At 45.1% G+C, this 25,201-nt stretch carries 21 protein-coding genes; 14 read left to right on the top strand and 7 right to left on the bottom strand.

Annotation, left to right across the window (positions count from 1 at the left end; all coding sequences use genetic code 11):
• Nucleotides 1-2 precede the first annotated feature (2 nt).
• From ptsP to A3712_RS10375, 4 genes are read left to right on the top strand one after another with little or no spacing between them, the layout of a single operon-like run.
• Nucleotides 3-2,252, top strand: coding sequence for a phosphoenolpyruvate--protein phosphotransferase (ptsP, locus tag A3712_RS10390; RefSeq protein WP_063523364.1), 2,250 nt, complete (start codon nt 3-5; stop codon nt 2,250-2,252).
• An 8-nt stretch (nt 2,253-2,260) separates the two neighbouring features.
• A complete protein-coding gene (locus tag A3712_RS10385; RefSeq protein ID WP_063523363.1) occupies nt 2,261-3,052 on the top strand; it encodes a sulfite exporter TauE/SafE family protein in 792 nt (263 codons plus the stop codon).
• A gap of 55 nt (nt 3,053-3,107) precedes the next feature.
• Nucleotides 3,108-3,929, top strand: a complete 822-nt coding sequence (lgt, locus tag A3712_RS10380) for a prolipoprotein diacylglyceryl transferase (protein WP_017059338.1) — start codon at nt 3,108-3,110, stop codon at nt 3,927-3,929.
• 9 nt (nt 3,930-3,938) lie between these two features.
• On the top strand, nt 3,939-4,790 hold the full coding sequence (locus tag A3712_RS10375) for a thymidylate synthase (RefSeq protein ID WP_063523362.1): 852 nt from the start codon (nt 3,939-3,941) through the stop codon (nt 4,788-4,790).
• Between the two features lie 487 nt (nt 4,791-5,277).
• Here A3712_RS10375 and A3712_RS10370 read toward each other — a convergent pair whose 3' ends face one another.
• Nucleotides 5,278-6,423, bottom strand: coding sequence for a Na/Pi symporter (locus A3712_RS10370; RefSeq protein ID WP_063523361.1), 1,146 nt, complete (start codon nt 6,421-6,423; stop codon nt 5,278-5,280).
• A gap of 390 nt (nt 6,424-6,813) precedes the next feature.
• On the opposite strand from A3712_RS10370, the gene nhaR reads away from it, so the two are divergent.
• Both nhaR and A3712_RS10360 read left to right on the top strand, forming a co-directional pair.
• A complete protein-coding gene (gene nhaR / locus A3712_RS10365; protein ID WP_063523360.1) occupies nt 6,814-7,704 on the top strand; it encodes a transcriptional activator NhaR in 891 nt (296 codons plus the stop codon).
• A gap of 100 nt (nt 7,705-7,804) precedes the next feature.
• Nucleotides 7,805-8,098 carry an ArsR/SmtB family transcription factor gene (locus A3712_RS10360; protein WP_004739532.1) on the top strand — a complete coding sequence of 98 codons (294 nt, stop codon included), beginning with the start codon at nt 7,805-7,807 and terminating at the stop codon, nt 8,096-8,098.
• A 307-nt stretch (nt 8,099-8,405) separates the two neighbouring features.
• Here A3712_RS10360 and rpsT read toward each other — a convergent pair whose 3' ends face one another.
• Nucleotides 8,406-8,666 (bottom strand): 30S ribosomal protein S20, encoded by a 261-nt coding sequence (rpsT, locus tag A3712_RS10355; RefSeq protein WP_004739529.1) that lies wholly within the window; start codon nt 8,664-8,666, stop codon nt 8,406-8,408.
• Between the two features lie 251 nt (nt 8,667-8,917).
• Between rpsT and murJ the strand changes: the two genes are divergently transcribed.
• From murJ to ispH, 6 genes are all read left to right on the top strand, one after another.
• A complete protein-coding gene (gene murJ, locus A3712_RS10350; RefSeq protein ID WP_063523515.1) occupies nt 8,918-10,480 on the top strand; it encodes a murein biosynthesis integral membrane protein MurJ in 1,563 nt (520 codons plus the stop codon).
• A 70-nt stretch (nt 10,481-10,550) separates the two neighbouring features.
• The gene (ribF, locus tag A3712_RS10345; protein WP_063523359.1) at nt 10,551-11,486 is read left to right on the top strand and encodes a bifunctional riboflavin kinase/FAD synthetase; all 936 of its coding nucleotides are present in this window, start codon (nt 10,551-10,553) and stop codon (nt 11,484-11,486) included.
• Nucleotides 11,487-11,549: 63 nt separating this feature from the next.
• The gene (gene ileS, locus A3712_RS10340) at nt 11,550-14,390 is read left to right on the top strand and encodes an isoleucine--tRNA ligase (protein ID WP_063523358.1); all 2,841 of its coding nucleotides are present in this window, start codon (nt 11,550-11,552) and stop codon (nt 14,388-14,390) included.
• A gap of 160 nt (nt 14,391-14,550) precedes the next feature.
• Nucleotides 14,551-15,051, top strand: coding sequence for a signal peptidase II (gene lspA / locus A3712_RS10335; protein WP_063523357.1), 501 nt, complete (start codon nt 14,551-14,553; stop codon nt 15,049-15,051).
• 159 nt (nt 15,052-15,210) lie between these two features.
• On the top strand, nt 15,211-15,642 hold the full coding sequence (fkpB, locus tag A3712_RS10330; RefSeq protein WP_157618739.1) for an FKBP-type peptidyl-prolyl cis-trans isomerase: 432 nt from the start codon (nt 15,211-15,213) through the stop codon (nt 15,640-15,642).
• Nucleotides 15,643-15,778: 136 nt separating this feature from the next.
• Nucleotides 15,779-16,735: a 4-hydroxy-3-methylbut-2-enyl diphosphate reductase gene (gene ispH, locus A3712_RS10325; RefSeq protein ID WP_081090359.1), complete on the top strand. Its 957-nt coding sequence runs from the start codon at nt 15,779-15,781 to the stop codon at nt 16,733-16,735.
• Nucleotides 16,736-16,839: 104 nt separating this feature from the next.
• Here ispH and btsR read toward each other — a convergent pair whose 3' ends face one another.
• The 3 genes from btsR to A3712_RS10310 form a co-directional block, all read right to left on the bottom strand.
• Nucleotides 16,840-17,571, bottom strand: a complete 732-nt coding sequence (gene btsR, locus A3712_RS10320) for a two-component system response regulator BtsR (RefSeq protein ID WP_063523355.1) — start codon at nt 17,569-17,571, stop codon at nt 16,840-16,842.
• A gap of 103 nt (nt 17,572-17,674) precedes the next feature.
• Nucleotides 17,675-19,345 carry a sensor histidine kinase gene (locus tag A3712_RS10315; RefSeq protein WP_063523354.1) on the bottom strand — a complete coding sequence of 557 codons (1,671 nt, stop codon included), beginning with the start codon at nt 19,343-19,345 and terminating at the stop codon, nt 17,675-17,677.
• A gap of 264 nt (nt 19,346-19,609) precedes the next feature.
• Nucleotides 19,610-21,097 (bottom strand): carbon starvation CstA family protein, encoded by a 1,488-nt coding sequence (locus A3712_RS10310; RefSeq protein WP_063523353.1) that lies wholly within the window; start codon nt 21,095-21,097, stop codon nt 19,610-19,612.
• Nucleotides 21,098-21,430: 333 nt separating this feature from the next.
• On the opposite strand from A3712_RS10310, the gene A3712_RS10305 reads away from it, so the two are divergent.
• The gene (locus A3712_RS10305) at nt 21,431-21,781 is read left to right on the top strand and encodes a DUF2799 domain-containing protein (protein WP_063523352.1); all 351 of its coding nucleotides are present in this window, start codon (nt 21,431-21,433) and stop codon (nt 21,779-21,781) included.
• Between the two features lie 126 nt (nt 21,782-21,907).
• On the opposite strand, the gene murQ is transcribed toward A3712_RS10305, so the two are convergent.
• The gene (gene murQ / locus A3712_RS10300) at nt 21,908-22,828 is read right to left on the bottom strand and encodes an N-acetylmuramic acid 6-phosphate etherase (protein ID WP_004739508.1); all 921 of its coding nucleotides are present in this window, start codon (nt 22,826-22,828) and stop codon (nt 21,908-21,910) included.
• Nucleotides 22,829-22,859: 31 nt separating this feature from the next.
• Nucleotides 22,860-23,996: an anhydro-N-acetylmuramic acid kinase gene (locus A3712_RS10295; RefSeq protein WP_063523351.1), complete on the bottom strand. Its 1,137-nt coding sequence runs from the start codon at nt 23,994-23,996 to the stop codon at nt 22,860-22,862.
• Between the two features lie 100 nt (nt 23,997-24,096).
• Between A3712_RS10295 and nagZ the strand changes: the two genes are divergently transcribed.
• Nucleotides 24,097-25,086, top strand: a complete 990-nt coding sequence (gene nagZ / locus A3712_RS10290; protein WP_063523350.1) for a beta-N-acetylhexosaminidase — start codon at nt 24,097-24,099, stop codon at nt 25,084-25,086.
• The last annotated feature ends 115 nt before the right edge of the window (nt 25,087-25,201 follow it).

Here is a 25,201-nt window from a genome sequence, read left to right as displayed (position 1 = left end):
GCATGCTCAGTCAACTAAGGGAAATAGTTGAACACGTATCAAGAGTTGAAGATGTATCGACGGCACTTGATATTCTAGTTAAAGAGACATGCAGTGCGATGCAGACGGAATGTTGCACCGTGTATTTAGCCAATAATGATATGCAACGCCTTGAGTTGATGGCAACTCAAGGCCTGATCTTTGAAGGTAATAGTATTCACATTGGCTTCGATGAAGGTCTGGTTGGCCTAGTCAAACGAAGCGCTGAACCTATTAACCTTGCACAAGCGTCCGCACACCCGGCTTATAAGTTTTTTCCAGAGCTTGGAGAAAACATTTACCACTCTTTTCTTGGCACTCCTATTATCCATCGCAAGCAAGTGCTTGGTGTATTGGTTATTCAACAAAAGACGCCTCGCTTATTTAGTGAGATGGAAGAGTCTTTCCTTGTTACGCTCTCAGCTCAACTTGCGGTTATTGTGGCGCACGCCCAAACTCAAGGTCATTGGCTGCTGGAGCATCAAAAGCTGCCAGGCATCAAAGGTATTGCTGCCTCATCTGGGGTTGCCATTGGTGATCTGTGGTGGGACAACACTCAACCTGAATTAACGGATGTGTATCCTGTTTCGACGCTCAATATTGAGCGCGAGCAAGAGTTATTGGCGGTGGCAGTTGAAAGTGCCCTCAATGACTTCAAGCGCATGCGAAAGCGCCTAGACAGTGAAATTAATAAAGATGCATTGGCGATCTTTGACCTGTTTACGCACTTACTCAATGATCCTATGTTACGTAAGGATCTAAAGAGCCAAATTCAAAAAGGCGATAAAGCGGACTGGGCACTAAGGCAGGTAGTCGAGAGTTATTCCAATCGCTTTGCTCGTATGTCGGATGTTTATCTGCGTGAAAGGGCGCAGGATATTCGAGAGCTCGGCCAAAGGCTGTTGTATTTCCTCCATAACTCTGAATATGAACTACGCACCTTAGACAAACCTATTATTCTGGTAGTTCGTGAGTTAACGGCTTCTGTATTAGCGTCGATTCCAAAAGAGAAGCTGTTGGCAGTGATCTCTTTGGAAGGGGCGGCGAACTCGCATGCTGCGATTTTATCTCGTGCGCTTGGCATCCCTTCGGTGATGGGAGTTAACATTAACCTCGAGCAAGCGAATGGTAAGCAAGCCATCGTCGATGGTTATAGTGGCGAGATCTTTATCGAGCCGACCAAGAACCTGCTCAAAGAGTATCGCGGGCTGATTCTTGAAGAGAGTGAACTCTCCTCAATGGTCAATCGCGAGCTGTATCTACCTGCGAAAACACAAGATGATCAACTGGTCGAAATCTTACTTAATGCAGGTTTGAGCGCTGATACCAATATTGCCATCAACCAAGGTGTTGATGGGGTTGGCCTATATCGAACGGAAATCTCTTTCCTATTGCAACAACGTTTCCCATCAGAGGATGAACAGTTCAAGCAATATCGGTCTGTACTTTCTAGCTACCCAAATAAGCAAGTGGTGATGCGTACACTCGATATTGGTGGTGATAAAGCATTACCTTACTTCCCAATCGAGGAAGACAATCCATTCCTCGGCTGGCGTGGGATCCGCTTTACGCTGGATCATCCAGATATCTTCATTATCCAACTGCGTGCCATGCTGCGTGCGAGTTGTGAAAGCCACAACTTGAGCATTTTATTACCGATGATCTCGGGCGCTCAGGAGTTAGATGATGCACTACAGTTGATTGAGCAAGCCTATGATGAAGTGCATGAACTTGATAACCGAGTACGAATGCCTCGTATCGGTATCATGATTGAAGTGCCTTCGATGCTCTATCTGCTACCGCTGATTGCTGACAAGGTCGATTTTGTCTCTGTCGGCACCAATGACTTAACCCAATATTTATTGGCCGTTGACCGGAACAATTCTCGAGTCTCTGATGTCTATGAATCTATGCACCCGGCAGTGATCATGGCATTGAAACAGATCCATGATACTTGTAAGCAATATCAATTACCTGTGTGTATTTGTGGAGAGCTAGCCGGTGATCCAATGGGTGCATTGTTACTGCTTGGATTGGGTTATCAGACGTTAAGTATGAACACCTCGAATGTAGCTAGAACCAAGTATTTGATTCGCCAATCTAACTTGAGCGAATTACAGGATTTGGCAAATAAGGCACTTTCAAAGCCGTATGGCAGCGACATCTATAGTATGATGCTGAACTATTTCGAAGATCGTGAATTTACAGGCTTCATTCGAGCAGGTAAAAAATAGGAATTAACGTGTCATATGAACTGATAGGCTTGCTGGCAGGCCTTGGTGCTGTTGTTGGTGTTTTAGCTGGCTTGCTGGGTATTGGCGGTGGGTTGCTGGTGGTTCCGGCCTTACTGTTCTTGCTCCCAAAAGTGGGTATTCCTCAAGAGTTTGCAATGCAAATGGCATTGGCGACTTCGCTATCCACCATAATTGTTACGTCGGGATCGTCTGCGATTAACCATTTAAAGTTGGGTAACGTCGAGATGTTTGTCGTTAAGTGGTTAATGCCGGGAGTTGTGGTTGGCGGTTTTCTTGGTTCTTTTGTAGCTGACGTTATTTCTTCTCAATACCTGCCTAAAGTTTTTGGTGTGATTGTTTTGGTGCTGGCACTGCAGATGCTGTTGTCGATTCGCTCTAAGAGCCAAAAGGCGATGTCTGGCTCTGCGACAACCATGTTATGTGGTGGGGGCATTGGTTTGGTTTCAAGCCTAGCGGGTATTGGTGGCGGCTCCTTGTCTGTACCTTTCCTTAACCATCATGGTGTGGAAATGCGTAAGGCGGTGGGTTCATCTTCAGTGTGTGGTTTTGTTATCGCTATCTCTGGGATGCTAGGGTTTATTTGGCATGGCTCGTCTGTCGAGGGGCTGCCTGCGTTTAGCCTTGGTTATGTCTACCTACCTGCCTTGGTTGCGATATCGTGCACATCAGTACTTACCACACGAGTGGGTGCGAAGCTGGCTACGCAATTACCAACACCAGTACTTAAGAAGTTCTTTGCGGTATTTTTAATGTTTATAGCAGCGACCATGCTGCTGTAGTGTCTTTCGTTAGCTATTGAGCTAACCGTTGTTCAATTTAGATAGAGAGCCAAGTATGTCTCAGGGTTTTATTGAATTCCCAAATATCGATCCTGTTCTTATTGAACTAGGACCAATCTCAGTTCGTTGGTACGGCCTAATGTACCTTGTCGGTTTTATGTTTGCTCTTTGGTTAGCAAATCGCCGAGCTGATCAGCCGGGTAGCGGTTGGACTCGAGAGCAAGTATCAGACTTATTGTTCGCTGGCTTTCTAGGAGTGGTGCTTGGTGGTCGTATTGGCTACGTACTGTTCTACAACTTTGATCTTTTCTTAGCGGATCCACTTTACCTATTTAAGGTATGGACTGGCGGCATGTCTTTCCACGGCGGCTTGCTTGGTGTTATTACCGCAATGTTCTGGTATGCGAAAAAGAATGGTCGCACCTTCTTTGGCGTGGCAGACATGATTGCACCATTGGTGCCTTTTGGTCTAGGCATGGGGCGTTTGGGCAACTTCATGAACAGTGAACTTTGGGGCCGTGTTACAGATGTGCCATGGGCAATCGTATTCCCTAATGGCGGTCCACTTCCTCGCCACCCATCTCAGCTTTATGAAATGGCGCTTGAAGGTATTGTGCTGTTCTTCATCTTGAACTGGTTTATCAAAAAGCCGCGTCCTCTTGGTTCTGTATCAGGGTTATTCCTTGCAGGATATGGTACATTCCGCTTCTTAGTCGAATACGTACGTGAACCAGATGCTCATCTAGGCTTGTTCGGCGGGTTTATCTCTATGGGGCAAATCCTATCACTGCCAATGGTTATCATCGGTGTTCTGATGATGGTATGGGCATATAAGCGCGGTCACTACAAAGACGAATTACCACAACAAACGAAGTAAGGAATTGGTGTGAAACAGTATTTAGATCTCTGTCAGCATATCGTTGATAACGGTACTTGGATTGAAAATGAACGCACGGGCAAGCGCTGCCTAACCGTGATCAATGCTGACCTTGAATATGATGTCGGTAACAACCAGTTCCCACTTGTCACAACGCGTAAGAGCTTTTGGAAAGCGGCAGTTGCTGAGCTGCTTGGCTACATCCGTGGTTACGACAGTGCTGAAGATTTTCGCAAACTGGGTACAAAAACTTGGGACGCAAACTCTAACTTGAACGAAGCATGGCTGAACAACCCTTACCGTAAGGGTGAAGATGATATGGGGCGTGTTTATGGCGTTCAAGGCCGAGCATGGGCAAAGCCTGATGGTGGTCATATCGACCAACTGAAGAAGATTGTAGATGACCTGACGAATGGTATCGATGACCGTGGTGAGATCTTAAACTTCTACAACCCAGGCGAGTTCCACATGGGCTGTTTGCGTCCGTGTATGTACAGCCACCATTTCTCTCTACTTGGTGACACTCTGTACTTAAACAGCACTCAGCGCTCTTGTGATGTACCACTAGGCCTGAACTTCAACATGGTTCAAGTGTACGTGTTCCTAGCGATCATGGCGCAAATCACAGGTAAAAAAGCGGGTGTGGCTTACCACAAGCTAGTTAATGCTCATATCTATGAAGACCAACTGGCGCCTATGCGTGATATTCAGCTGAAGCGTGAGCCTTTAGCGGGCCCAACGTTCCATATCAACCCTGAGATTAAGTCTCTAGAGGATTTAGAAACTTGGGTAACGATGGATGACTTCTGGGTTGAAGGTTACGAATGCCACGAAGCTATTAAGTACCCATTCTCGGTTTAACCAAATCCGTTTTTTTGATAGAAAGGCTGCCATTGTGCAGCCTTTTTTGTATCTGAAGAGCAGTTAATGTAGGGATTAGATTCGAGTAAATCAGATACGAAGCTCAAAGCCCCTGTCATTCCCTAGACCGACGTAGGAGGGAGTCGTGAATCTCTGGTTCCCTGCGATAGATTTCCTATCACGCTCTTTCTTCGCTGCAGGGAATGACGGACTGTAGATGAGATTGAACGGGGTTCGAGGTTCAAAGAGCTAAGAGTATAAGCTAGTAAATGAGATTAGGAATACGAAAAACATACCTAGGTTTGAGTCGGCGATATACCAAATACGACTATCACAGTTCGTATTTTTCGTTACTCGCTTACCCGTATCTCTAATCTGCTTCTGGCTCTTTGCCACTCTTTTACTCGCACCCCGCATCTGCTCTTAAAAAAGAAAAAGCCCGCAACCTAGGTTGCGGGCTTTGCTATAAGCGATGTGTATTTTGCTATTAAGCAGTCAGAGACAAGATTGTGCCTGGCAGTACAAGGAATACCGCAACAAGGTAACCGGCAACAACAGCTTTGTTCTTCACAGCCAGGTCTGAAATCATGTCTGCCGCTTTAACTGGTAGCTCACGTAGGAACGGTATACCGAAGATGAATACCGTTGCCATGATGTTGAACACCAAGTGTACTAGAGCAATCTGAAGTGCGAATACTGCGAACTCACCAGATACTGCTGTCGCTGCAAGCAGAGCGGTAATACATGTACCGATGTTTGCGCCTAGAGTGAATGGATAAACATCACGTACTTTAAGAACACCTGAGCCTACTAGTGGAACCATCAAGCTTGTTGTCGTTGAAGAAGACTGAACAAGGATAGTAACGATAGAGCCAGAAGCGATGCCGTGGATTGGACCACGACCAATTGCGTTCTTGAGAATCTCACGAGCACGACCAACCATTAGGCTCTTCATCAGCTTACCCATAACTGTGATAGCTACGAAGATAGTTGCGATACCTAGAGCGATAAGCATGATACCGCCAACTGTGTCCCCAAATGTTGATAGAGGCTCTTTGATTGCGCTTACTACTGGTTTAGTGATTGGCTTGATGAAATTAAGACCCTTCATACTCATATCACCTGTTGCTAGCATCGGAGATACCAACCAGTGAGAAATCTTCTCTAGAATACCAAACGCCATCTCTAGCGGTAGGAAAATAGCTACAGCCAATAGGTTAAAGAAGTCGTGAATCGTCGCACTTGCGAATGCGCGTTTGAACTCTTCTTTACAACGAACGTGACCAAGGCTAACTAGCGTATTGGTTACCGTGGTACCAATGTTTGCACCCATGATCATAGGGATTGCTAGCTCAACAGGTAAACCACCTGCCACGAGGCCAACGATAATTGAAGTAACTGTACTTGATGATTGAATAAGTGCGGTTGCAACTAAACCAATCATTAAGCCTGCAACTGGGTGTGAAGCAAATTCAAAAAGAACTTTTGCTTGTTCGCCCGTTGCCCATTTGAAGCCTGTACCAACCATTGAAACTGAAAGTAATAGTAGGTAAAGCATGAATGCCAAGTTAGCCCAGCGTAGCCAACGAGTTGTGCTCGAAATAGGCGCTGCTGCAGTAGTAGCTTGGTTCATAATGTTTTCTCCATAGGACCGTTTAAGTCTGTGTTTGGTCTGTTTGTTTAATCTGAGCGTGATGTTAGAGGGGAAATATTTCAGTAATATTACATTTTGGTTGAGGCGAGACTTTTTTGTGATGATTTACTGTTTAAATATTCCGATAGTAAATGTGATCACTTTAAGTTTATGTTTTTAAAATGAATTTATCTCAGTTTTTGATGAGTGATATAGATCTTGAAAGTTAGAAAAAATTGAGAAAATTGGCCTTAATATTACATTATGAAATCAAACACTTCGAAAAAAATAGCGGTTAAATGGTTTTACGCTTGGTTTTTACGAGTTTATTGAGCGGAGGTGTCATATTTGATATAAAAAGGAATCGACTCTCTTATTTACGGCACACCTATGTCGCACCTCAACTACAACCATCTTTATTACTTCTGGATGGTCTGCAAGCAAGGTTCTGTTACTAAAGCAGCAGAAGCTCTATTTCTAACACCTCAAACGGTCACTGGCCAGATAAAAGCATTAGAAGAGCGAATGGACGGCAAGCTAACTAAGCGCAATGGTCGCAGTGTTGAACCAACAGAGCTTGGGCAGTTGGTTTTCAAATACGCAGACCGTATGTTTGGTTTGAGCTACGAAATGCTCGACATCGTGAACTACAGTCAACACTCAAATATTCTGTTTGATGTCGGTGTTGCGGATGCGCTGTCAAAAAGGCTCGTTAGCAAGATCCTGATGTCGACAATTCCAGAAGACAACAGTATCCACCTTCGCTGTTTTGAATCGACTCACGAAATGCTGCTTGAACAGCTCTCTCAACATAAGCTCGATATGATCTTGTCTGACTGCCCCGTGGACTCTAGCCAGAGCCCTGGCTTATTCAGCAAGAAGTTGGGTGAGAGTGGTATGAGCTTTTTCAGCTCTGGCGAAGTGAAAGGGGTTAATTTCCCTGCCGTACTAGAACAAAGGAAGTTGCTGATCCCGGGCTGTCGAACCTCAATGGGGCGTAAGATACTGCAATGGTTTGACCGCCAAGGTCTTAAACCAGATATTTTGGGTGAGTTTGATGACGCGGCATTGATGAAAGCGTTCGCTCGCTACCACCATGACGTGATTTTCTTGGCGCCAACGCTTTATATGTCAGAAGTAGAACAAGACACTTCATTGCAGCTATTGGGCGGTATTGAAGAGTTAAAAGAGGAGTACTACGTCATTTTTGCTGAGAGGATGATCCAGCATCCAGCAGTAAAAAATGTATGTGACGCAGATTTTAGCAAATTGTTCGAATGAGGTAGTTTGTTAATGAATTGATATCGACTATGATAACCCCGCAATATGCCGTAAATACTGATAGCCCGTAGTTGGCGTAAAGGTTGTAGGGAGCCAAACTATGAATTTAAAAGAGATGGAGAAGAACTCAGCACAAGCTGTGATTCTACTCAAAGCCATGGCCAACGAACGTCGCTTACAGATTTTGTGCCTTTTACATGGTACTGAGCTGTCGGTTGGGGAGTTGTGTGGTAAGTTGGAACTGAGTCAATCGGCTTTATCTCAACACCTTGCTTGGTTGAGAAGAGATGGTTTAGTCGATACTCGCAAAGAAGCTCAAACCGTGTATTACACATTGAGCAGTGAAGAAGTAAAAGCAATGATTAATCTACTGCATGGTCTATATTGCAAGTAGTTTATTGTTGGTAAGAAAATTGGTTTCTTATCAGGAATAAGGTCGACACAAGGAAGTGTCACTATTTCGCGTCGAACGTTAAAAGCTGTCTGTTCACTATCTATTGTAGCTACTTATCTACTTTCTACCTATTTAGCCATTACCTATCTATTTGACTCTTGTCTGTTTTATTCCCTGTCGATATCTGAGTCTGTTCGTTATTTTTAACTACTGTCGGTCAGTCGTTTAATTGTGTTACTCAAAATTCAGATATAAAAAAACCGGCCTAAGCCGGTTTTTTTCGTTTTGCGTTGTAATCAAATTTCTATTAAAGAGCTTTGATTGCAGCAGCGAAACGAGACTTATGACGTGCAGCTTTATTCTTATGAATAAGGCCTTTAGTCGCCATACGGTCAAGAAGTGGTGTAACTTCTACAAGAGCAGCAGTTGCAGCTTCTTTATCACCAGCTGCGATAGCTGCGATAGTCTTTTTCATGTAAGTGCGCATCATAGAACGACGGCTAGCGTTGTGCTGGCGACGTTTCTCAGCTTGGATAGCGCGCTTCTTAGCAGATTTACTGTTTGCCAAGGGTCTAACTCCCAAAAACTTAGTTCGGTGACAATTTAAGGGCGAGGACTATCCCTCATTAGCGCTTAATTGTCAAATGATTTGTGCAAAAACCAATCGTAGCCAAACAAACTTTGGAATGGAAAGGTCATCGCGGTTAAGATGGCGGGGATTCTAACAGCATTTTTAGACCAATGCTAATAAATATGCTTCTTAGGACAGGATAGTATTTATCCTCCCTTGAAAGTAATCAACCAGTGTCAGAGGTTTCTGTGAGTAAACGACTATTAAAGTCAGGCCTGATTGTCAGTGCAATGACTTTTGTTTCCCGTGTATTGGGGCTAGTACGTGATGTAGTAGTAGCAAATTTGATGGGAGCAGGAGCGAGTGCCGACGTATTTTTCTTCGCTAATAAAATCCCGAACTTCTTACGTCGACTGTTTGCAGAAGGTGCCTTTTCTCAAGCGTTTGTCCCAGTATTAACGGAATATCACGCGGCTGGTGATAAAGAGAAAACCCGAGACTTAATCGCTAAGGTGTCGGGTACGCTCGGGGTGTTGGTCTCTATTGTTACTGTTATCGGTGTGCTGGGCTCTGGAGCAATTACCGCGCTGTTTGGTGCGGGTTGGTTTATCGACTGGCTTAATGATGGCCCAGCGGCTCCTAAGTTCGAACTAGCGAGCTTTATGCTTAAGATAACCTTCCCTTATTTATGGTTCATCACTTTTGTTGCGTTATCTGGCGCCATTCTCAATACACTGGGTAAGTTTGCGGTCTCCTCTTTTACCCCTGTGTTTTTGAATGTCATGATCATCGGCGCAGCGTGGTTTATTTCTCCGAATTTAGAGCAGCCAGAAATCGGCTTGGCGATCGGTGTGTTTCTTGGTGGCTTAGTTCAATTCCTTTTCCAAATGCCTTTTCTTATTAAAGCGGGTGTGTTGGTTAAGCCGAAGTGGGGCTGGAGAGATCCGGGCGTCGTTAAGATTCGCACATTAATGATCCCAGCTCTGTTTGGGGTGTCAGTCAGCCAAATTAACCTACTTTTTGATACCTTTATTGCCAGTTTCCTAGCGACAGGCTCTATTAGTTGGTTGTACTACTCAGATCGATTGCTTGAGTTCCCACTGGGCCTATTCGGTATTGCAATTGCGACTGTGATTCTTCCTGCTTTATCTCGTAAGCACGTTGATGCTCAAGGGGAAGGCTTTGCACACACCATGGACTGGGGCGTTCGTATGGTGCTACTACTTGGCATTCCTGCCATGCTGGGGCTTATTGTTTTAGCGAAACCAATGTTGATGGTGCTATTCATGCGTGGTGAGTTCTCTCCACACGACGTGCAACAAGCATCGATGTCTTTAGTGGCGTACGCATCTGGCTTGCTTAACTTCATGTTGATTAAAGTATTGGCTCCGGGTTATTACTCTCGTCAAGATACAAAAACCCCAGTGAAGTACGGCATTATCGCGATGGTCACGAACATGGTATTTAACGCTATCTTTGCTTATTTCTATGGTTATATCGGTTTGGCGATTGCAACCGCTCTGTCAGCCTTTGTAAATATGGCCTTGTTATATCGCGGTTTACACCTTGCTGGTGTCTATAAGTTGACAAAGACCACTTTGCTGTTCTGCGCGAAGTCAATTGTCTCTGGCGGCGTGATGGTCGCGGCAGTTCTGTGGCAGTTAGATAATATGCAACAATGGCTTGAATGGAGCTTTAGTCAGAGAGCGTTGATGCTAACAGGCTTGATTGGACTTGGTGGCTTTGTTTATATTGTTTCGGTACTGGTTTTAGGTATCCGAGTAAAACATTTAAAAGCAGCGACAGATTAATACTGATTAGTATATAATCCGTCGGTTTCACACAATGAATGATGCAAATAACAGGTTTTAGCTGATCATAATGGAACTGATCCGAGGTATACACAATATTAAAGCGCAGCATCACGGCTGTGTATTGACCATAGGTAACTTCGACGGTGTTCATCTAGGACATCAAGAGGTTCTTAGCCAGGTTTCTGAACAAGCGGCAGCATTAGGTTTACCTTCTGTTGTTATGACGTTTGAACCGCAGCCTATGGAGCTGTTTGCCCGAGATAGAGCGCCAGCACGTTTGACTCGCTTACGCGATAAGTACGTACAATTGAGCAAGCTAGAGATCAGTCGTTTATTGTGTGTCAATTTTAATCAGTACTTTGCAAGTTTATCTGCGGAAGCATTCATTAAAGATCTTCTGGTTGATAAGCTTGGCGTTAAGTTTTTGGTGGTTGGTGATGACTTTTGTTTTGGCAAAGGCCGCACTGGCAATTTCGCTATGCTCCAAGAAGCGGGCGAGAAGTACGGTTTTGAGGTGGTAAGCACCCAAAGCTATTGCTTAAATCAATTACGTGTCAGCAGTACTGAGATACGAAATGCATTAGCAGTCGATGATTTGGCTGCAAGTGCTACCATGTTAGGACGTGATTACAGCATTAGTGGTCGTGTGTCCCATGGTCGAAAGCTGGGGAGAACCATAGGTTTCCCTACCGCTAACATTCCATTAAAGCGTTGCGTCTCTCCTGTGTCGGGAGTGTATGTTGTTGAAGCATTGGATATCGACGGGGTTCCTGTCAGTGGCGTTGCTAATATTGGACAACGACCAACGGTGAATGGTGTAAGGCAGCAATTAGAAGTGCACTTTTTTGACTTCAAAGCCAATTTGTATGGTAAACAGTTAGAAGTACGACTTTTACACAAACTGCGCGACGAGATAAAGTTTGAATCGTTCGACGCATTAAAGAATCAAATAGAATTGGATGCTGAAGCCGCAAGGGTGTGGCTGCTTCAGCTAAAGAATTAATCGGATGATTCCACCGATTAACATAATGTCTAACTTCGCCCAATATAACGGAATTAAGAATCGATGAGTGATTATAAAGATACCCTGAACTTACCAGAAACAGGGTTCCCAATGCGCGGCAATCTGGCAAATCGAGAACCAGAAATGCTTAAGCGTTGGTACAAAGAAGATCTTTACGGCGAAATCCGTAAGGCAAAGAAAGGTAAAAAATCTTTCGTACTGCATGATGGCCCTCCATACGCGAACGGCGATATTCACATTGGCCACGCGCTGAATAAGATTCTTAAAGACATTATTATTAAATCTAAGACCCTTTCTGGTTTTGATGCACCGTACATCCCCGGTTGGGACTGTCACGGTCTTCCAATCGAACTAATGGTTGAGAAGAAGAAAGGTAAGCCAGGTCAGAAGATTTCGGCTGCTGAATTCCGCGAAGAGTGTCGTAAGTACGCTGCGGGCCAAGTGGAAGGTCAAAAAGAGAGCTTCAAACGTCTTGGTATCATGGGCGAGTGGGACAAACCTTACCGCACCATGGATTTCGGTACAGAAGCGAACATCATTCGTTCTCTAGGTAAAATCGCAGACAAAGGTCACCTACTGAAAGGTTTCAAACCTGTTCACTGGTGTACTGACTGTGGTTCTGCTCTGGCTGAAGCTGAAGTTGAATACAAAGATAAAGTATCTCCATCTATCGATGTGAAATTTACTGCAGCTGACGAAGCGGCGCTTCTAGATAAATTCTCTCTAGCTGACGGCCACGCTGGTCAAGGCGAAATCTCTATCGTTATCTGGACAACAACACCATGGACTCTGCCGGCTAATCGCGCAGTATGTCTACGTGACGATCTTGAATACGTACTTATCCAAGTTGAAGCGAATGGCGACCAGCCAGCTCAACGTATCGTTGTTGCTTCTGAATTAGCAAAAGACGTAATGGATCGTGCGGGTATCGAGCACTTCCATAACCTAGGTTTTGCAACTGGTGCTGATCTTGAGCTTTCTCAGTTCAATCACCCGTTCTACGACTTCACAGTTCCTGCGATCCTAGGTGATCACGTGACGACTGATTCAGGTACTGGTGTGGTTCACACTGCGCCTGGTCACGGTCAAGAGGATTTCGTGGTTGGTAAGAAATACAACCTAGAAATCGCTAACCCAGTAGGCTCTAACGGCGTCTACCTGCCAGATACCGAGCTATTTGCTGGTCAGCACGTATTTAAAGCGAACGACTCTGTTTTAGAAGTTCTAAAAGAGAAAGGTGCACTTCTGCATCACCACGCTTACGAGCACAGCTACCCACACTGTTGGAGACACAAAACTCCAATCATCTTCCGTGCAACACCACAGTGGTTCATCTCTATGGATCAAGCTGGCCTACGTGCAAAAGCACTAGAGTCAACGAAGAATGTTGAGTGGATGCCTGAGTGGGGTCAAAGCCGTATTGAAGGTATGATCGAAGGTCGCCCTGAGTGGTGTATCTCTCGTCAACGTACTTGGGGCGTGCCAATTGCTCTGTTCGTTCATAAAGAAACGTCAGAACTTCACCCAGATAGCTCTGAGCTAATCGAAAAAGTAGCGAAGCTAGTTGAAGAGAAAGGCATTCAAGCTTGGTGGGATGTAGACGCAGCAGACCTAATGGGCGCTGAAGACGCAGACAAGTACGAAAAAGTGCTAGATACACTAGACGTATGGTTCGATTCAGGTGTTACACACTTCTCTGTTGTTGATTCTCGTGAAGAGTACAACGGTAACAGTGCAGATCTTTACCTTGAAGGTTCTGACCAACACCGTGGTTGGTTCCAGTCTTCTCTAATTTCATCTATCGCGATGAAAGACGAAGCACCATACAAGCAAGTGCTAACGCACGGTTTCGTAGTAGATGGTAACGGCCGTAAGATGTCTAAATCTATCGGTAACGTTGTTGCTCCTAAAGACGTAACCAACAAACTAGGCGCAGATATCCTACGTCTATGGGTTGCCTCTACGGACTACACGGGTGAAGTAGCGGTTTCTGATGAAATCCTGAAGCGTTCTGCTGATGCTTACCGTCGTATTCGTAACACAGCTCGTTTCTTCCTAGCGAACCTAAGCGGTTTCAACCCTGAAACTGACCTAGTGCCTGCTGAAGAGATGGTTGCACTTGATCGCTGGGCTGTTGGCCGTGCTCAAGCTGCACAAGAAGAGATCGTGAAAGCATACGGCGAGTACAACACTCACGGTGTAACTCAGCGTCTAATGCAGTTCTGTTCTATCGAAATGGGTTCTTTCTACCTAGACGTAATCAAAGACCGTCAGTACACAGCAAAACAGGGCAGCCATGCTCAACGTAGCTGTCAGACTGCGCTTTACTACATCGTAGAAGCTCTAGTTCGTTGGATGGCGCCTATCATGTCGTTCACTGCAGATGAAATCTGGAACGAGATGCCTGGCGCTCGTGACAAGTTCGTATTTACTGGCGAATGGTACGAAGGCCTATTCGGTCTTGCTGAAGGCGAAGAGCTAAGCAACGAATTTTGGGCTGAAATCCAAACGGTTCGTGGCGCTGTGAACAAGCTTCTTGAAGACGCTCGTAAAGAGAAAACAATCGGTGGTGCACTGCAAGCTGAAGTAACGCTATACGCTGACGATGCACTAGCGGCTAAGATTAACAAGCTAGAAGATGAGCTACGTTTCGTGCTTATCACTTCTGCTGCGGTTGTTAAGCCACTGAGCGAGAAGTCTGATGCGGCTCAAGCGACAGACGTTGAAGGTCTATTCGTTGAAGTTGCAGCAACAGAAGCTGAGAAGTGTGACCGTTGTTGGCACCACACACCAGACGTAGGTACAATTGAGGGACACGAGAAGATCTGTGGCCGCTGTGTATCAAACGTTGATGGTGAAGGCGAAGTGCGTAAGTTCGCATAACGACTCAGAGAAAGACTGAACTTTTTGTAAAAATCATAGCCCCAGTATCAACTGGGGTTATTTTTAGTTATAGGAAATGTGTTTAACCAAGCTGATTATTCATAGCGACTCAAACCGAGTGTGCGAATGAGGAATCGCTTCGTAAATACTAGGAATAGAAATGAGTGAAGTTTCGTTAAAACAATCTGGTGTACGTTGGTTATGGTTAGCTCTGCTGGTTTTTCTTGCAGATATTGGCATCAAACTTTTTGTCATGGACAACATGGGTTATGGCTGGGCAAACCGTATTGAAGTGTTGCCTTTCTTTAACTTTTTGTACGTTCACAACTACGGCGCCGCATTCAGCTTTTTGAGTGATCAAAGTGGTTGGCAGCGTTGGCTATTTAGCGGTATTGCCTTTGCTGTAACGGGTATGCTGACGTACTGGATGAGCAAGCTACCAGCGACAGAAAAGTGGAACAACATCGCTTATGCCATCATCATTGGTGGTGCGGTAGGTAATGTATTTGACCGTGTCGTACATGGTTTTGTTGTCGATTACTTAGATTTCTACTGGGGCACTTACCACTGGCCAGCATTCAACTTAGCTGATATGGGAATTTGTATTGGTGCCGCGATGATCATTCTAGATGGTTTCCGTAAGAAAGATGAAAGCAAATAGCTTTTAAATAGATGCTCTAAAGTTAGTCTATGACTCACAGAATAGAATAGCCCTAAGCGCTGTCGGTTGATTCCGGTGGCGCTTTTTTTTATGCTTCAGTCCACAAGGAAGCAAAGCAAAATGCATCCTCAAATAATAAAGAAGTCTAAGGAAAGTAACGTGGCAGCAATTAAAAATGATTCAGCAGTAACCCTACATTTTACGATTAAGATGAAGGATGGTTCAGTTGCCGATAGTACCGAAAATATGGGCAAACCGGCGAGGTTCGTGATGGGCGATGGTAGCCTAAGCGAGAACTTTGAAGCGTGCTTACTTGGGCTTGAAGCAGGTACTGAAAAGTCTATCGACCTAAAAGCGGAAGATGCGTTTGGTATGCCTAACCCAGATCATATCCACCATATGGATCGTGCTAAATTTGTTGGTGACTCTGAGGTTGAAGTGGGCACTATCATGGCATTTTCTGGCCCTGACGGTATGGAAATCCCAGGTATTATCACAGAGATCGCTGGCGACTCTGTGACGGTTGATTTTAATCATCCACTTGCAGGCCAAGATGTTACCTTTGACGTCAATATCTTAGCTGTCGACTAACTCTCTGAACGTTAGAATAACACCGCCTAACAGCTGTGATGTCACCCAGAGCTTCACTGTCTAGGCGCTTCACTGTAGAATGCGAGTCTCGCCGACGGCGAAATCTATAGAAACAACCTTAGTACCGCGGTAAATGATGAGCAATGAAATGAAAATAATGCTAGCTAACCCTCGTGGCTTTTGTGCCGGTGTTGATCGTGCGATCAGCATTGTCGAACGCGCACTCGAAATGTATCAGCCACCGATCTACGTTCGTCATGAAGTGGTACACAACCGCTTTGTTGTTGAGGGGCTAAAACAACGCGGTGCTATTTTTGTCGAAGAACTTAGTGAAGTACCAGACGATAACATCGTGATCTTCTCTGCTCACGGCGTGTCTCAAGCGGTTCGTAAAGAAGCGAAAGAGCGCGAGCTAACGGTATTCGATGCAACGTGTCCTTTAGTAACTAAAGTACATATGGAGGTTGCTCGTGCGAGCCGCAAACATATGGAAGTGGTGTTGATTGGTCACGCAGGCCACCCTGAAGTTGAAGGTACTATGGGTCAATACGCGAGCCAAACGGGTGGTATGTACTTGGTTGAGAAACCAGAGGACGTGCAAAACCTAGTGGTAAACGATCCAACTAACCTGCACTATGTGAGCCAAACGACGCTATCTGTTGATGAGACAGCTGACGTAATCGAAGAGCTACGTCGTGTCTTCCCTGAGATTCAAGGCCCTCGTAAAGATGACATCTGTTACGCGACTCAAAACCGTCAAGACGCTGTGCGTGAGATGGCAAACGACGTTGACGTTGTGATTGTCGTTGGTTCTAAGAACTCATCGAACTCAACACGTTTGAAAGAGTTGGCTGAGAAACTAGGCACACCTGGTTACCTAACGGATTGCCCTGAAGATATTCAAACAGAATGGGTTGAAGGCAAGAAGAAAATCGGTGTAACGGCTGGCGCATCTGCTCCTGAAGAGCTAGTAAATCAAATCTTAGATCGCATTCGTGAGCTAGGCGCTACCGACGTTGAAGAGATTCAAGGTCGTGAAGAGAACATGTTCTTCGAAGTACCAAAAGAACTACAGATTAAACAAGTCGATTAATCTCTATCGATTTGTGACATTAACGACTCGTCATACAGTCGATTTGCAAGTAGTAAAAAGCCAACGTTGATGCGTTGGCTTTTTTGATCGCCCGCTTTGATAAGCTATTGGATACCAAGTTGTTCTTTTAGTGTCTTGAGATAGCGACGACTCACAGGTACTTCAAAGCCGGTAAGCGTGATGATCTCTGCTAATCCATGTTCGAGCAATTTGATCTCTTGGATCGATTTTATGTTGATCAAATATTGTCGATGACAGCGGATCAAATCGGTTTTCTCTTCCAAGATCTTTAGCGTCAACTGTGAAGTGGCCGTTTGCGATGAACAGCGAACATGCACGCCGCTGATATCAGAATAGGCACACTCGACACTTTGGCTCGCAATGATCACAATACGGTTGTGACCAATGCATGGAATCTGTTCTAAGCGGGAAGGGGCAATCGAAGCAACATCTTGCTCTGGTGCTTTTTGGTTCTGCTTAACGACTTTGTTCAGTCGAGAGACACTTTTATTGAGTCGGCAGGGCTCAACGGGTTTAAGTAGGTAATCAAAGGCGTTGTCTTCAAAGGCTTGAATCGCATATTGGTCGTAAGCAGTCACAAATACCACGTAAGGCATGGTATCTGGGTCAAGCATACTCAACAACTCAATACCCGTAACTTGAGGCATCTGAATATCTAGATACACCACGTCGGGTTTAAGAAGGTTGATCTGCTTAAGTCCTTCGATCGCGTTGCTTGCTTGACCGATGACTTCCACTTCTCCCGTTTCAGTCAGTAACTCAATCAGCTCTTCGCGAGCAAAAAGCTCATCATCGATAACGAGTGCTTTTAACATCCTGCAATCTTCATTTTTGTTCTGTCCCTGCTTATTCCGCTTATCTTTTTAATGCCTGCTTCTAAATGTCGCTACTGAGAAGTGATTACCTACGAAAACACCATTATTTTAGTATAGGTATGATAAAGCTCATTCGAGTAAATTGCTGTGGTTGAGATTCTATTTTTAGTGCTGAGTCTTGTCCAAAGAAATTAGTGAGTCGTTTATCAACAATTTCCATCCCTAATCCAACATGATCTTGAGATGGCTTCTGGTAGTTACCAGCATTGTCTTCGACGATCAGTCTAAATCCGCCTTGGAAAGCTTCGCTATAGATCTTTACTTTGCCGCCTTCCAGCATGTTTGAAATCCCATGTTTAATGGCGTTTTCAACTAGGGGTTGCAGGGTAAAGCTTGGCAGTTGTGACTCATACAGTTGTGGGTCTATGTCCCATTCAATTTCTAAGCGGTCAGTAAAACGTGCCTTTTCAATCGTCAGGTACGCATTAACGTGCGCGAGTTCATCTTTGAGCTTAACGGTTTTGATATTCTGTTTAAGGTTACTTCTGAAGAAGTGAGACAGGTGCTGAATGAGCTCACGTGCTTTATCTGGGTCACGGCGAGTAACGGCGCTAATCGTATTGAGCGCATTAAACAAGAAGTGCGGATTGACCTGTGCGTGTAGCAGCTTAATTTCAGCTTGAGTGAGCAGGGTTTGTTGTTGTTGATAGTTGCTGAACAGGATTTGACTCGATAACAGCTGAGCAATACCCTCAGCCATCGACATGTTGATGGTTGAAAACAGCTTCAGCTTAGGCTCATACAGCTTGATGGTACCGACGACTTCGTTACCAGCACGTAGTGGGATAATCAGCGCTGACCCCAACTTACAATCTTGCGAGAGAGAGCATTGGTACGGGTTCTCTTTACCATCCAGGTAGATGATGTCGTTCTGTTCCATCGAAGTCAGTGTGCTTTGCGATGAAATAGGGGTGTTTGGAATATGGTGCTCATCGCCGATGCCAACGAAAGCGAGAATTTTCTCTCGGTCGGTGATTGCTACAGCACCTACGTTGGTCTCTTCGTAGATGATACGCACGATCTTCTGCGCATTATCAGACGTGAAACCACCATGAAGAATACCCACCGAACGTTCGGCAATGGTCAGTGCGCGGCGCGAGAAGGTTGCTGAGTATTTCTCAAAGATGGTTTTACGGTCTTGGATGATACTCATGAACAGTGCAGCACCCACAGAGTTGGCAATGATCATCGGCGCTGCAATGTCGGAAACCAGCGCGTAAGACTGTTCAAACGGTTTGGCGACCGCAAGCAGAATCAACATTTGAATGATCTCTGCAAATAGTGTCACAGAGAACACTACCATCGGATTAAATAGCTGGCTGGATTTGTTCTTTCTGACTAAGTACACATGCAGCAAACCACCAATTAGGCCCTCTGCAGTGGTTGAAATCGCACATGCTAAGTCGGTGAAGCCACCTAATGAGTAGCGATGAATCCCGCCGGTAAAACCCACTGCAAAGCCAACCACAGGCCCACCAAACAGGCCACCCATCACCGCGCCCATTGCACGTGTGTTGGCGATGGCGTCATTTATCTGTAGGCCGAAATAGGTGCCCATAATGCAGAATAGAGAGAACAGAACGTAACAACTGATCTTGTGGCTTAAGCGTGAAGAGATGCTCAATAATGGAAGAATCAGTGGGGTTTTACTTAGCATGTAAGCGATCACTAAGTAGACACAGGTTTGTTGAAGCAGAGAGAGAATGAGTTCCATATTTTCACCTATCGAGACGCTTGTTAAGTGTAAAGCTCATTGTGTGGTAAGGGTAGTTTTGCTTTTGTTTGTAAGGCTTTTCTCGAGCGATTAGCGCTTCTCACTTTCTTGCTTAACCAGTACAGACAATAAAGCCCATCACAGGGGATGGGCTTTAGTCTTAATATCCATGAATCACTAAGTGATTGCCGGAACAAGCGAAGTTGTGTTTGGTTGTTCTTGTCTTTCTATGAAGACTGGTCTCTTTTGCAAAGAGTCTAAGAACTAGGCTGTTTTGGTCTCGCCTTTTGCTTCTTTTTCTTCATTAGCAAGGTCAGTTTCGCCTTTGCCTTTAGAAATCTTGATTACGTAAGCCGCAACACCCAACGCACTAATCACACCAACGATAGTTGAGACTTGCATAGGTAGGCCGAAACCAAGTTGGCTGTTGTTCAGGATGAATGTGATACACACAGACGTCATGAAGATAGCTGGAACCGTCGTTACCCAGTGCAGTTTGTTGTGACGTAGTAGGTAAGCTGACGCTGTCCACAACATCATTACTGCTGTTGATTGGTTAGCGAAACCGAAGTAGCGCCAGATGATACCGAAGTCTACTTGAGTCAGGATGCCACCGATAACGAACAGTGGTAGAGCCATTAGTAGGCGGTTACGCAGTGTCTTCTGTTCCATGTTGAAGTATTCAGCAAGGATTAGACGGCTTGAGCGGAATGCAGTATCACCAGATGTGATTGGTAGGATAACCACACCTAGGAAAGCAAGGATGCCGCCGAATACACCTAGTAGGCCAAATGAAGCGCTGTATACAACGTTACCTGGACCGCCGTTTGCTACCGCTTCAGATAGAGACTCCACTGAACCGAAGAACGATAGTGCAAGTGCACACCAGATAAGAGCGATGATGCCTTCACCAATCATTGCACCGTAGAATACGAAGCGACCGTTCTTCTCATTTTCCATACAACGCGCCATCAGTGGTGACTGAGTAGCGTGGAAGCCAGATATTGCACCACAAGCGATAGTGATGAATAGAGCAGGCCATAGTGGTAGATCGTTAGGGTTCATGTTGGTGAACATGTCGCTGATCTCAAAGCCACCCATGATTTGGTGCTCATCAGAGAAACCAATTGCGGTGATTAGACCTACCGACATGAAGATAAGCAGAGCACCGAACAGTGGGTAGAAGCGACCAATGATTTTATCGACAGGGACAATCGTTGCGATGATGTAGTAAGCAAAGATAACAACAACCATAGTCGTTGCAGACATCGCGAAATCAGTTTGGTCGTTCACTAGGTTCGTGATCATGCCTGCTGGGGCAGAAACGAATACCACACCAACTAGAAGCAGTAGAACAATGGCAAAGATATTCATAAAGTGTTTTGCACCATTGCCTAGGTAACGTCCAGTGATGGTTGGAACCGAAGCACCGCCATTACGGATGGATAACATACCTGAGAAGTAGTCGTGTACTGCACCTGCGAAGATACAACCTAGCACGATCCATAGCATTGCTGCTGGGCCGTATAGGGCACCCATGATAGGACCAAAGATTGGACCTACACCTGCAATGTTAAGCAGTTGAACTAGGTAAACCTTTGGAGTCGACATTGGAACGTAGTCCACACCGTCTTGCTTAGTGTGAGCGGGTGTTTGGCGCTTTTCATTGATACCGAAAATCTTCTCGATAAAGGTACCGTAAATAAAGTAGCCACCAATGAGTGCTGCGACACAGGTAAGAAACCACATCATAATTTATTATCCCTGAATGTATTAATTAAGTCAGGGTGTATATTAGAGGAGTGTATGAAAAGAAACTTCCGCTACTGGAGCGAGTGGTCGAATAGCTAATTAAGTGGTGTTATAACTGGTTTAGTGGTTTGTGACCTTTGTTGAGTGGTGGGGTAGAAGTGTTGAGAAGTATCGTGCTTCTGTTAAGTGGTCGATGGGGAGTATTAAATGGCGCGCAATAAAGATCAACGGTAGATAACAGAGATTAGTGGACATCAGCCCCCGTTCAGCGGAGAATTACTAACAGAGGTAAAGCTTCATTTAGAAGTGGCTAGGGAAATATAAAGGATTGAAATGAAAAAGATAATAGCACTATTCGCCGTAGCATTTAGCCTTGCAGGATGCAGCGCCAATGTTCAAGACTTAGCGGCAGAAGGTAACTGGCAAGAGATTGGCTACCGTGATGGTATTAAAGGCAACACTCAACGCTCATATTCAAAGATGGCAGAGCTGGGTGCCGTTGACCAAGCAAGCTACAACGAAGGTTATCAAGTCGGTGTGACTGAATATTGTAACTCGAACCACGCTTATCAGATTGGCTTATCAGGTCAGGTGTATGAAGGTGTTTGTTCTGGGACCGAAGATGCCCAGCGTTTCCGAATGGAGTGGCAACGTGGCTGGGATGAGTTTTCAAACGACCACTAACCTCGCTCGTGATTAGTCACATCTCTTAAGCGGAATCATCAAGCTTAAATTAAAAAAAAACCAGTACCTTATGCGTACTGGTTTTTTGTCTCACGCTTTCATCAGCATCGGAGATTAATCCGACATTTACTGATTATTCTCGACCGCTTTTCTTAAAAAGCCGTTCTGCTGATCCAGTTGAGCCTTAGCCGCTTGCAAATCAAGCCCGGTCAGAATCATCAAGATCGCAAGTTTTACGTCATAATCGGTAGTTTTAAGCGTCGACACTGCCAACGCTTTATCACATTCGGTTGCTTGAATAACGATACGAGCAGCGCGGGCTACTAGCTTTTCGTTGGTTGCTTTTACGTCGACCATCAGGTTCTGGTAGCTCTTACCAATGCGAATCATGCTTGCGGTGGTCAGCATATTAAGGACTAGTTTTTGCGCTGTACCAGATTTCAGCCTTGTTGACCCTGTTAAGGCTTCGGGGCCAACCACCGGGCTTATCGCGATCTGAGCAATATCAGCAATTGGTGAATCAGGATTACAAGACAGAGCAACCGTCACCGCACCGATTTGATTGGCGTAGTTGAGTGCACCAATCACGTAAGGTGTGCGTCCGCTTGCCGCAATACCAACCACAACATCCTTTTCTGAAAATTGAATCGCTTTCAGATCATCGATACCTAACGTCAGTGAATCTTCAGCCCCTTCTTTTGCTTTCAAAATAGCTTCTGGTCCGCCAGCGATAAGGCCGATAACCATTTTGTCAGAAACGCCAAATGTAGGCGGGCACTCTGAGGCATCTAATACGCCCAATCGACCACTGGTGCCCGCACCCATATAAATCAGTCGTCCCCCGTTTTGAAAGGCGTGAGCGATTTTATCAACGGCTTTAGCAATTTGTGGTAGCTCAGCTTCGATCGCCAATGGGACTTGTTTGTCTTGTTGGTTAATCTTTTCGACCACTTCAAGTGAAGTGAGTAGATCAATATCCATAGTGTCAGGGTTTCTCCCCTCCGAAACGAGGTGCGAGAGCGCTGATATGAGAGCGTCGTTACTCATAATGATCCTTAAATGATGATTCTAAAATGGTTTAGTTAGCACTGTATAGAACGCCTAGAGAGGCAGCTCTGCTTGCACCAGTCACTTCTGGTAAATTACTTGGTAGTTGATGAACATGACGCTGAGCAAGCCAAGCAAAAGCCATGGCTTCCATATAGTCAGCGTTTACACCTTTGCTGGTGGTTGAGGCAACCTCCCAGCTTGGTAGAAGCTCAGACAGCCTCTTCATCAATAGCGGGTTTCTAACTCCACCACCACATACATACAATGCTGGTGCGCTGCCTAAGCGGTAAGCCTCGACTTCATTGGCTATCGTCAAAGCCGTGTATTCGCAAAGCGTGCGTTGGACATCTTGTACTGAGATGTCATTACATTCTGTTAATTGTTGCTCTAACCAAGGCAGGTTGAATAGCTCTCTACCTGTACTTTTCGGTGGTGTTAGAGATAAATAAGACTCTTCCAGTAGTTGTTTTAATAAGGCTTGATTGTTCTGGCCTTGAAGTGCGAACTGAGCGTCGCGGTCAAATTTTTCACCTGTGTGCTTGTCTACCCAAGCGTCCATCAACATATTGCCAGGGCCAGTATCATAACCAAGTGTTGGTTGATTGGGGCGCAGTACTGAAATATTCGATATGCCACCAATGTTCAGCACCACAACTGAGCTCTCTTGCGGCTGAAAAATAGTATGGTGAAAAGCGGGGACCAGTGGTGCACCTTGTCCACCAAGCGCCATGTCTTTACGTCTGAAATCAGCGACGGTTTGAATCTCGGTTTTAGCGGCAATAACGTTGGCATCGCCTAACTGCATGGTAAAGGGAGAGTCGCCTGTTGGTTGGTGGAATACCGTTTGACCGTGATTGCCAATTGCAGTGACAGCGGATGCTGGAGTCTCTGACTTGGCGAGAAGCTGTAGAACGGCATCAGCAAATAGGTGGCCAAGCTGGTGGTCGAGCTCACCAATGGCAATCAAGTCAGTTTTCTGACCAATACATATATCCAGCAAGCGTGTTTTGAGTTGCTTTGGCATTGGAAACTCATCATTAGCAAGCAGTGTGATCCGGTTGTCTTCTATCGACACCAGTGCCGTATCAACGCCGTCCATACTCGTGCCCGACATCACGCCGATATACAGTTCTTTATGATTTAACTCTACGCTCTTACACTGCATTTCTAAAGCCTTCCACAGATTGGTTTAAAAACATTGTAAAGCAAATTTAAAGAGAATAATCTCGGGAAGTTTATGAAATTAGGTTAAATAAGGGATAAATATGGGACCTTTGTGGGTTGATGTTGCAGGCTACGAACTGACTGCGGAAGACAAAGAAATTTTAGAGCACCCAACCGTTGGTGGTCTCATTTTATTTGCTAGAAACTACCACGATAGCAAGCAGCTATCGGCATTAAATAAAGAGATTCGCAAAGCGGCTAAGCGTCCTATTTTAATTGGTGTTGACCAAGAAGGTGGACGAGTACAGCGTTTTCGCGATGGTTTTTCTACTATTCCTGCCGCTCAAGAGTTCGCGACTCACAACAATGGTGAACAATTAGCAGAACAAGCAGGCTGGTTGATGGCAGCGGAGCTGATTGCTCACGATATCGATCTAAGTTTTGCACCAGTATTAGATAAAGGTCATCAATGTAAAGCGATTGGTAACCGAGCATTTGGTGAAGATATCGATACCATCGTTCGTCACAGTAGTGCATTCATCAAAGGCATGAAGTCCATTGGTATGGCGACAACTGGAAAGCACTTCCCTGGTCATGGTGGTGTGATAGCCGATTCGCACCTTGAAACCCCTTACGACCCTCGAGACGATATCTTTGAAACTGATATGGCGATTTTTAAGGCGCAAATTGAAGTGGGAATATTAGATGCGATGATGCCTGCGCACGTGGTTTTCTCTCATTACGATGACCAACCAGCAAGTGGCTCTCAATATTGGTTACAGAAAGTATTGAGACAAAAACTGGGCTTTAAAGGCCTGATCTTCTCTGATGATTTAACGATGGAAGGCGCTGCGATTATGGGCGGACCTGCCGACAGAGCAAAAGCAGCTTTGAATGCGGGTTGTGACATGGTGTTGATGTGTAATAAACGAGATGCACAAATTGAGGCTCTTGATCACTTAGCGATTCAAGAGGTGTCTTTAGCCAACTCATTGCTTAAAAAACACAACTTTGATTTACCGACTCTTCACTCTGATGCCGGATGGAAAGAGGCTTCGGAGCAGATTAAACGAATGCTAAACGATGAGTGATAAATAAACACTCAACAAATTTAAAGAAGGCGATATGAGAAATATCGCCTTTTTTGTTTCTATTGACTGTGGTTTAAGCCAGAAATCTAATCAAAACGACTCAAAACTTAAGTGT

Origin of the sequence: Vibrio sp. HI00D65 (genome assembly GCF_001635455.1) — a bacterium.
Lineage (GTDB): Bacteria > Pseudomonadota > Gammaproteobacteria > Enterobacterales > Vibrionaceae > Vibrio.
The sequence above is the reverse complement of the archived record's forward strand: the minus strand, read 5'-3'. Positions and strand labels throughout refer to the sequence as shown.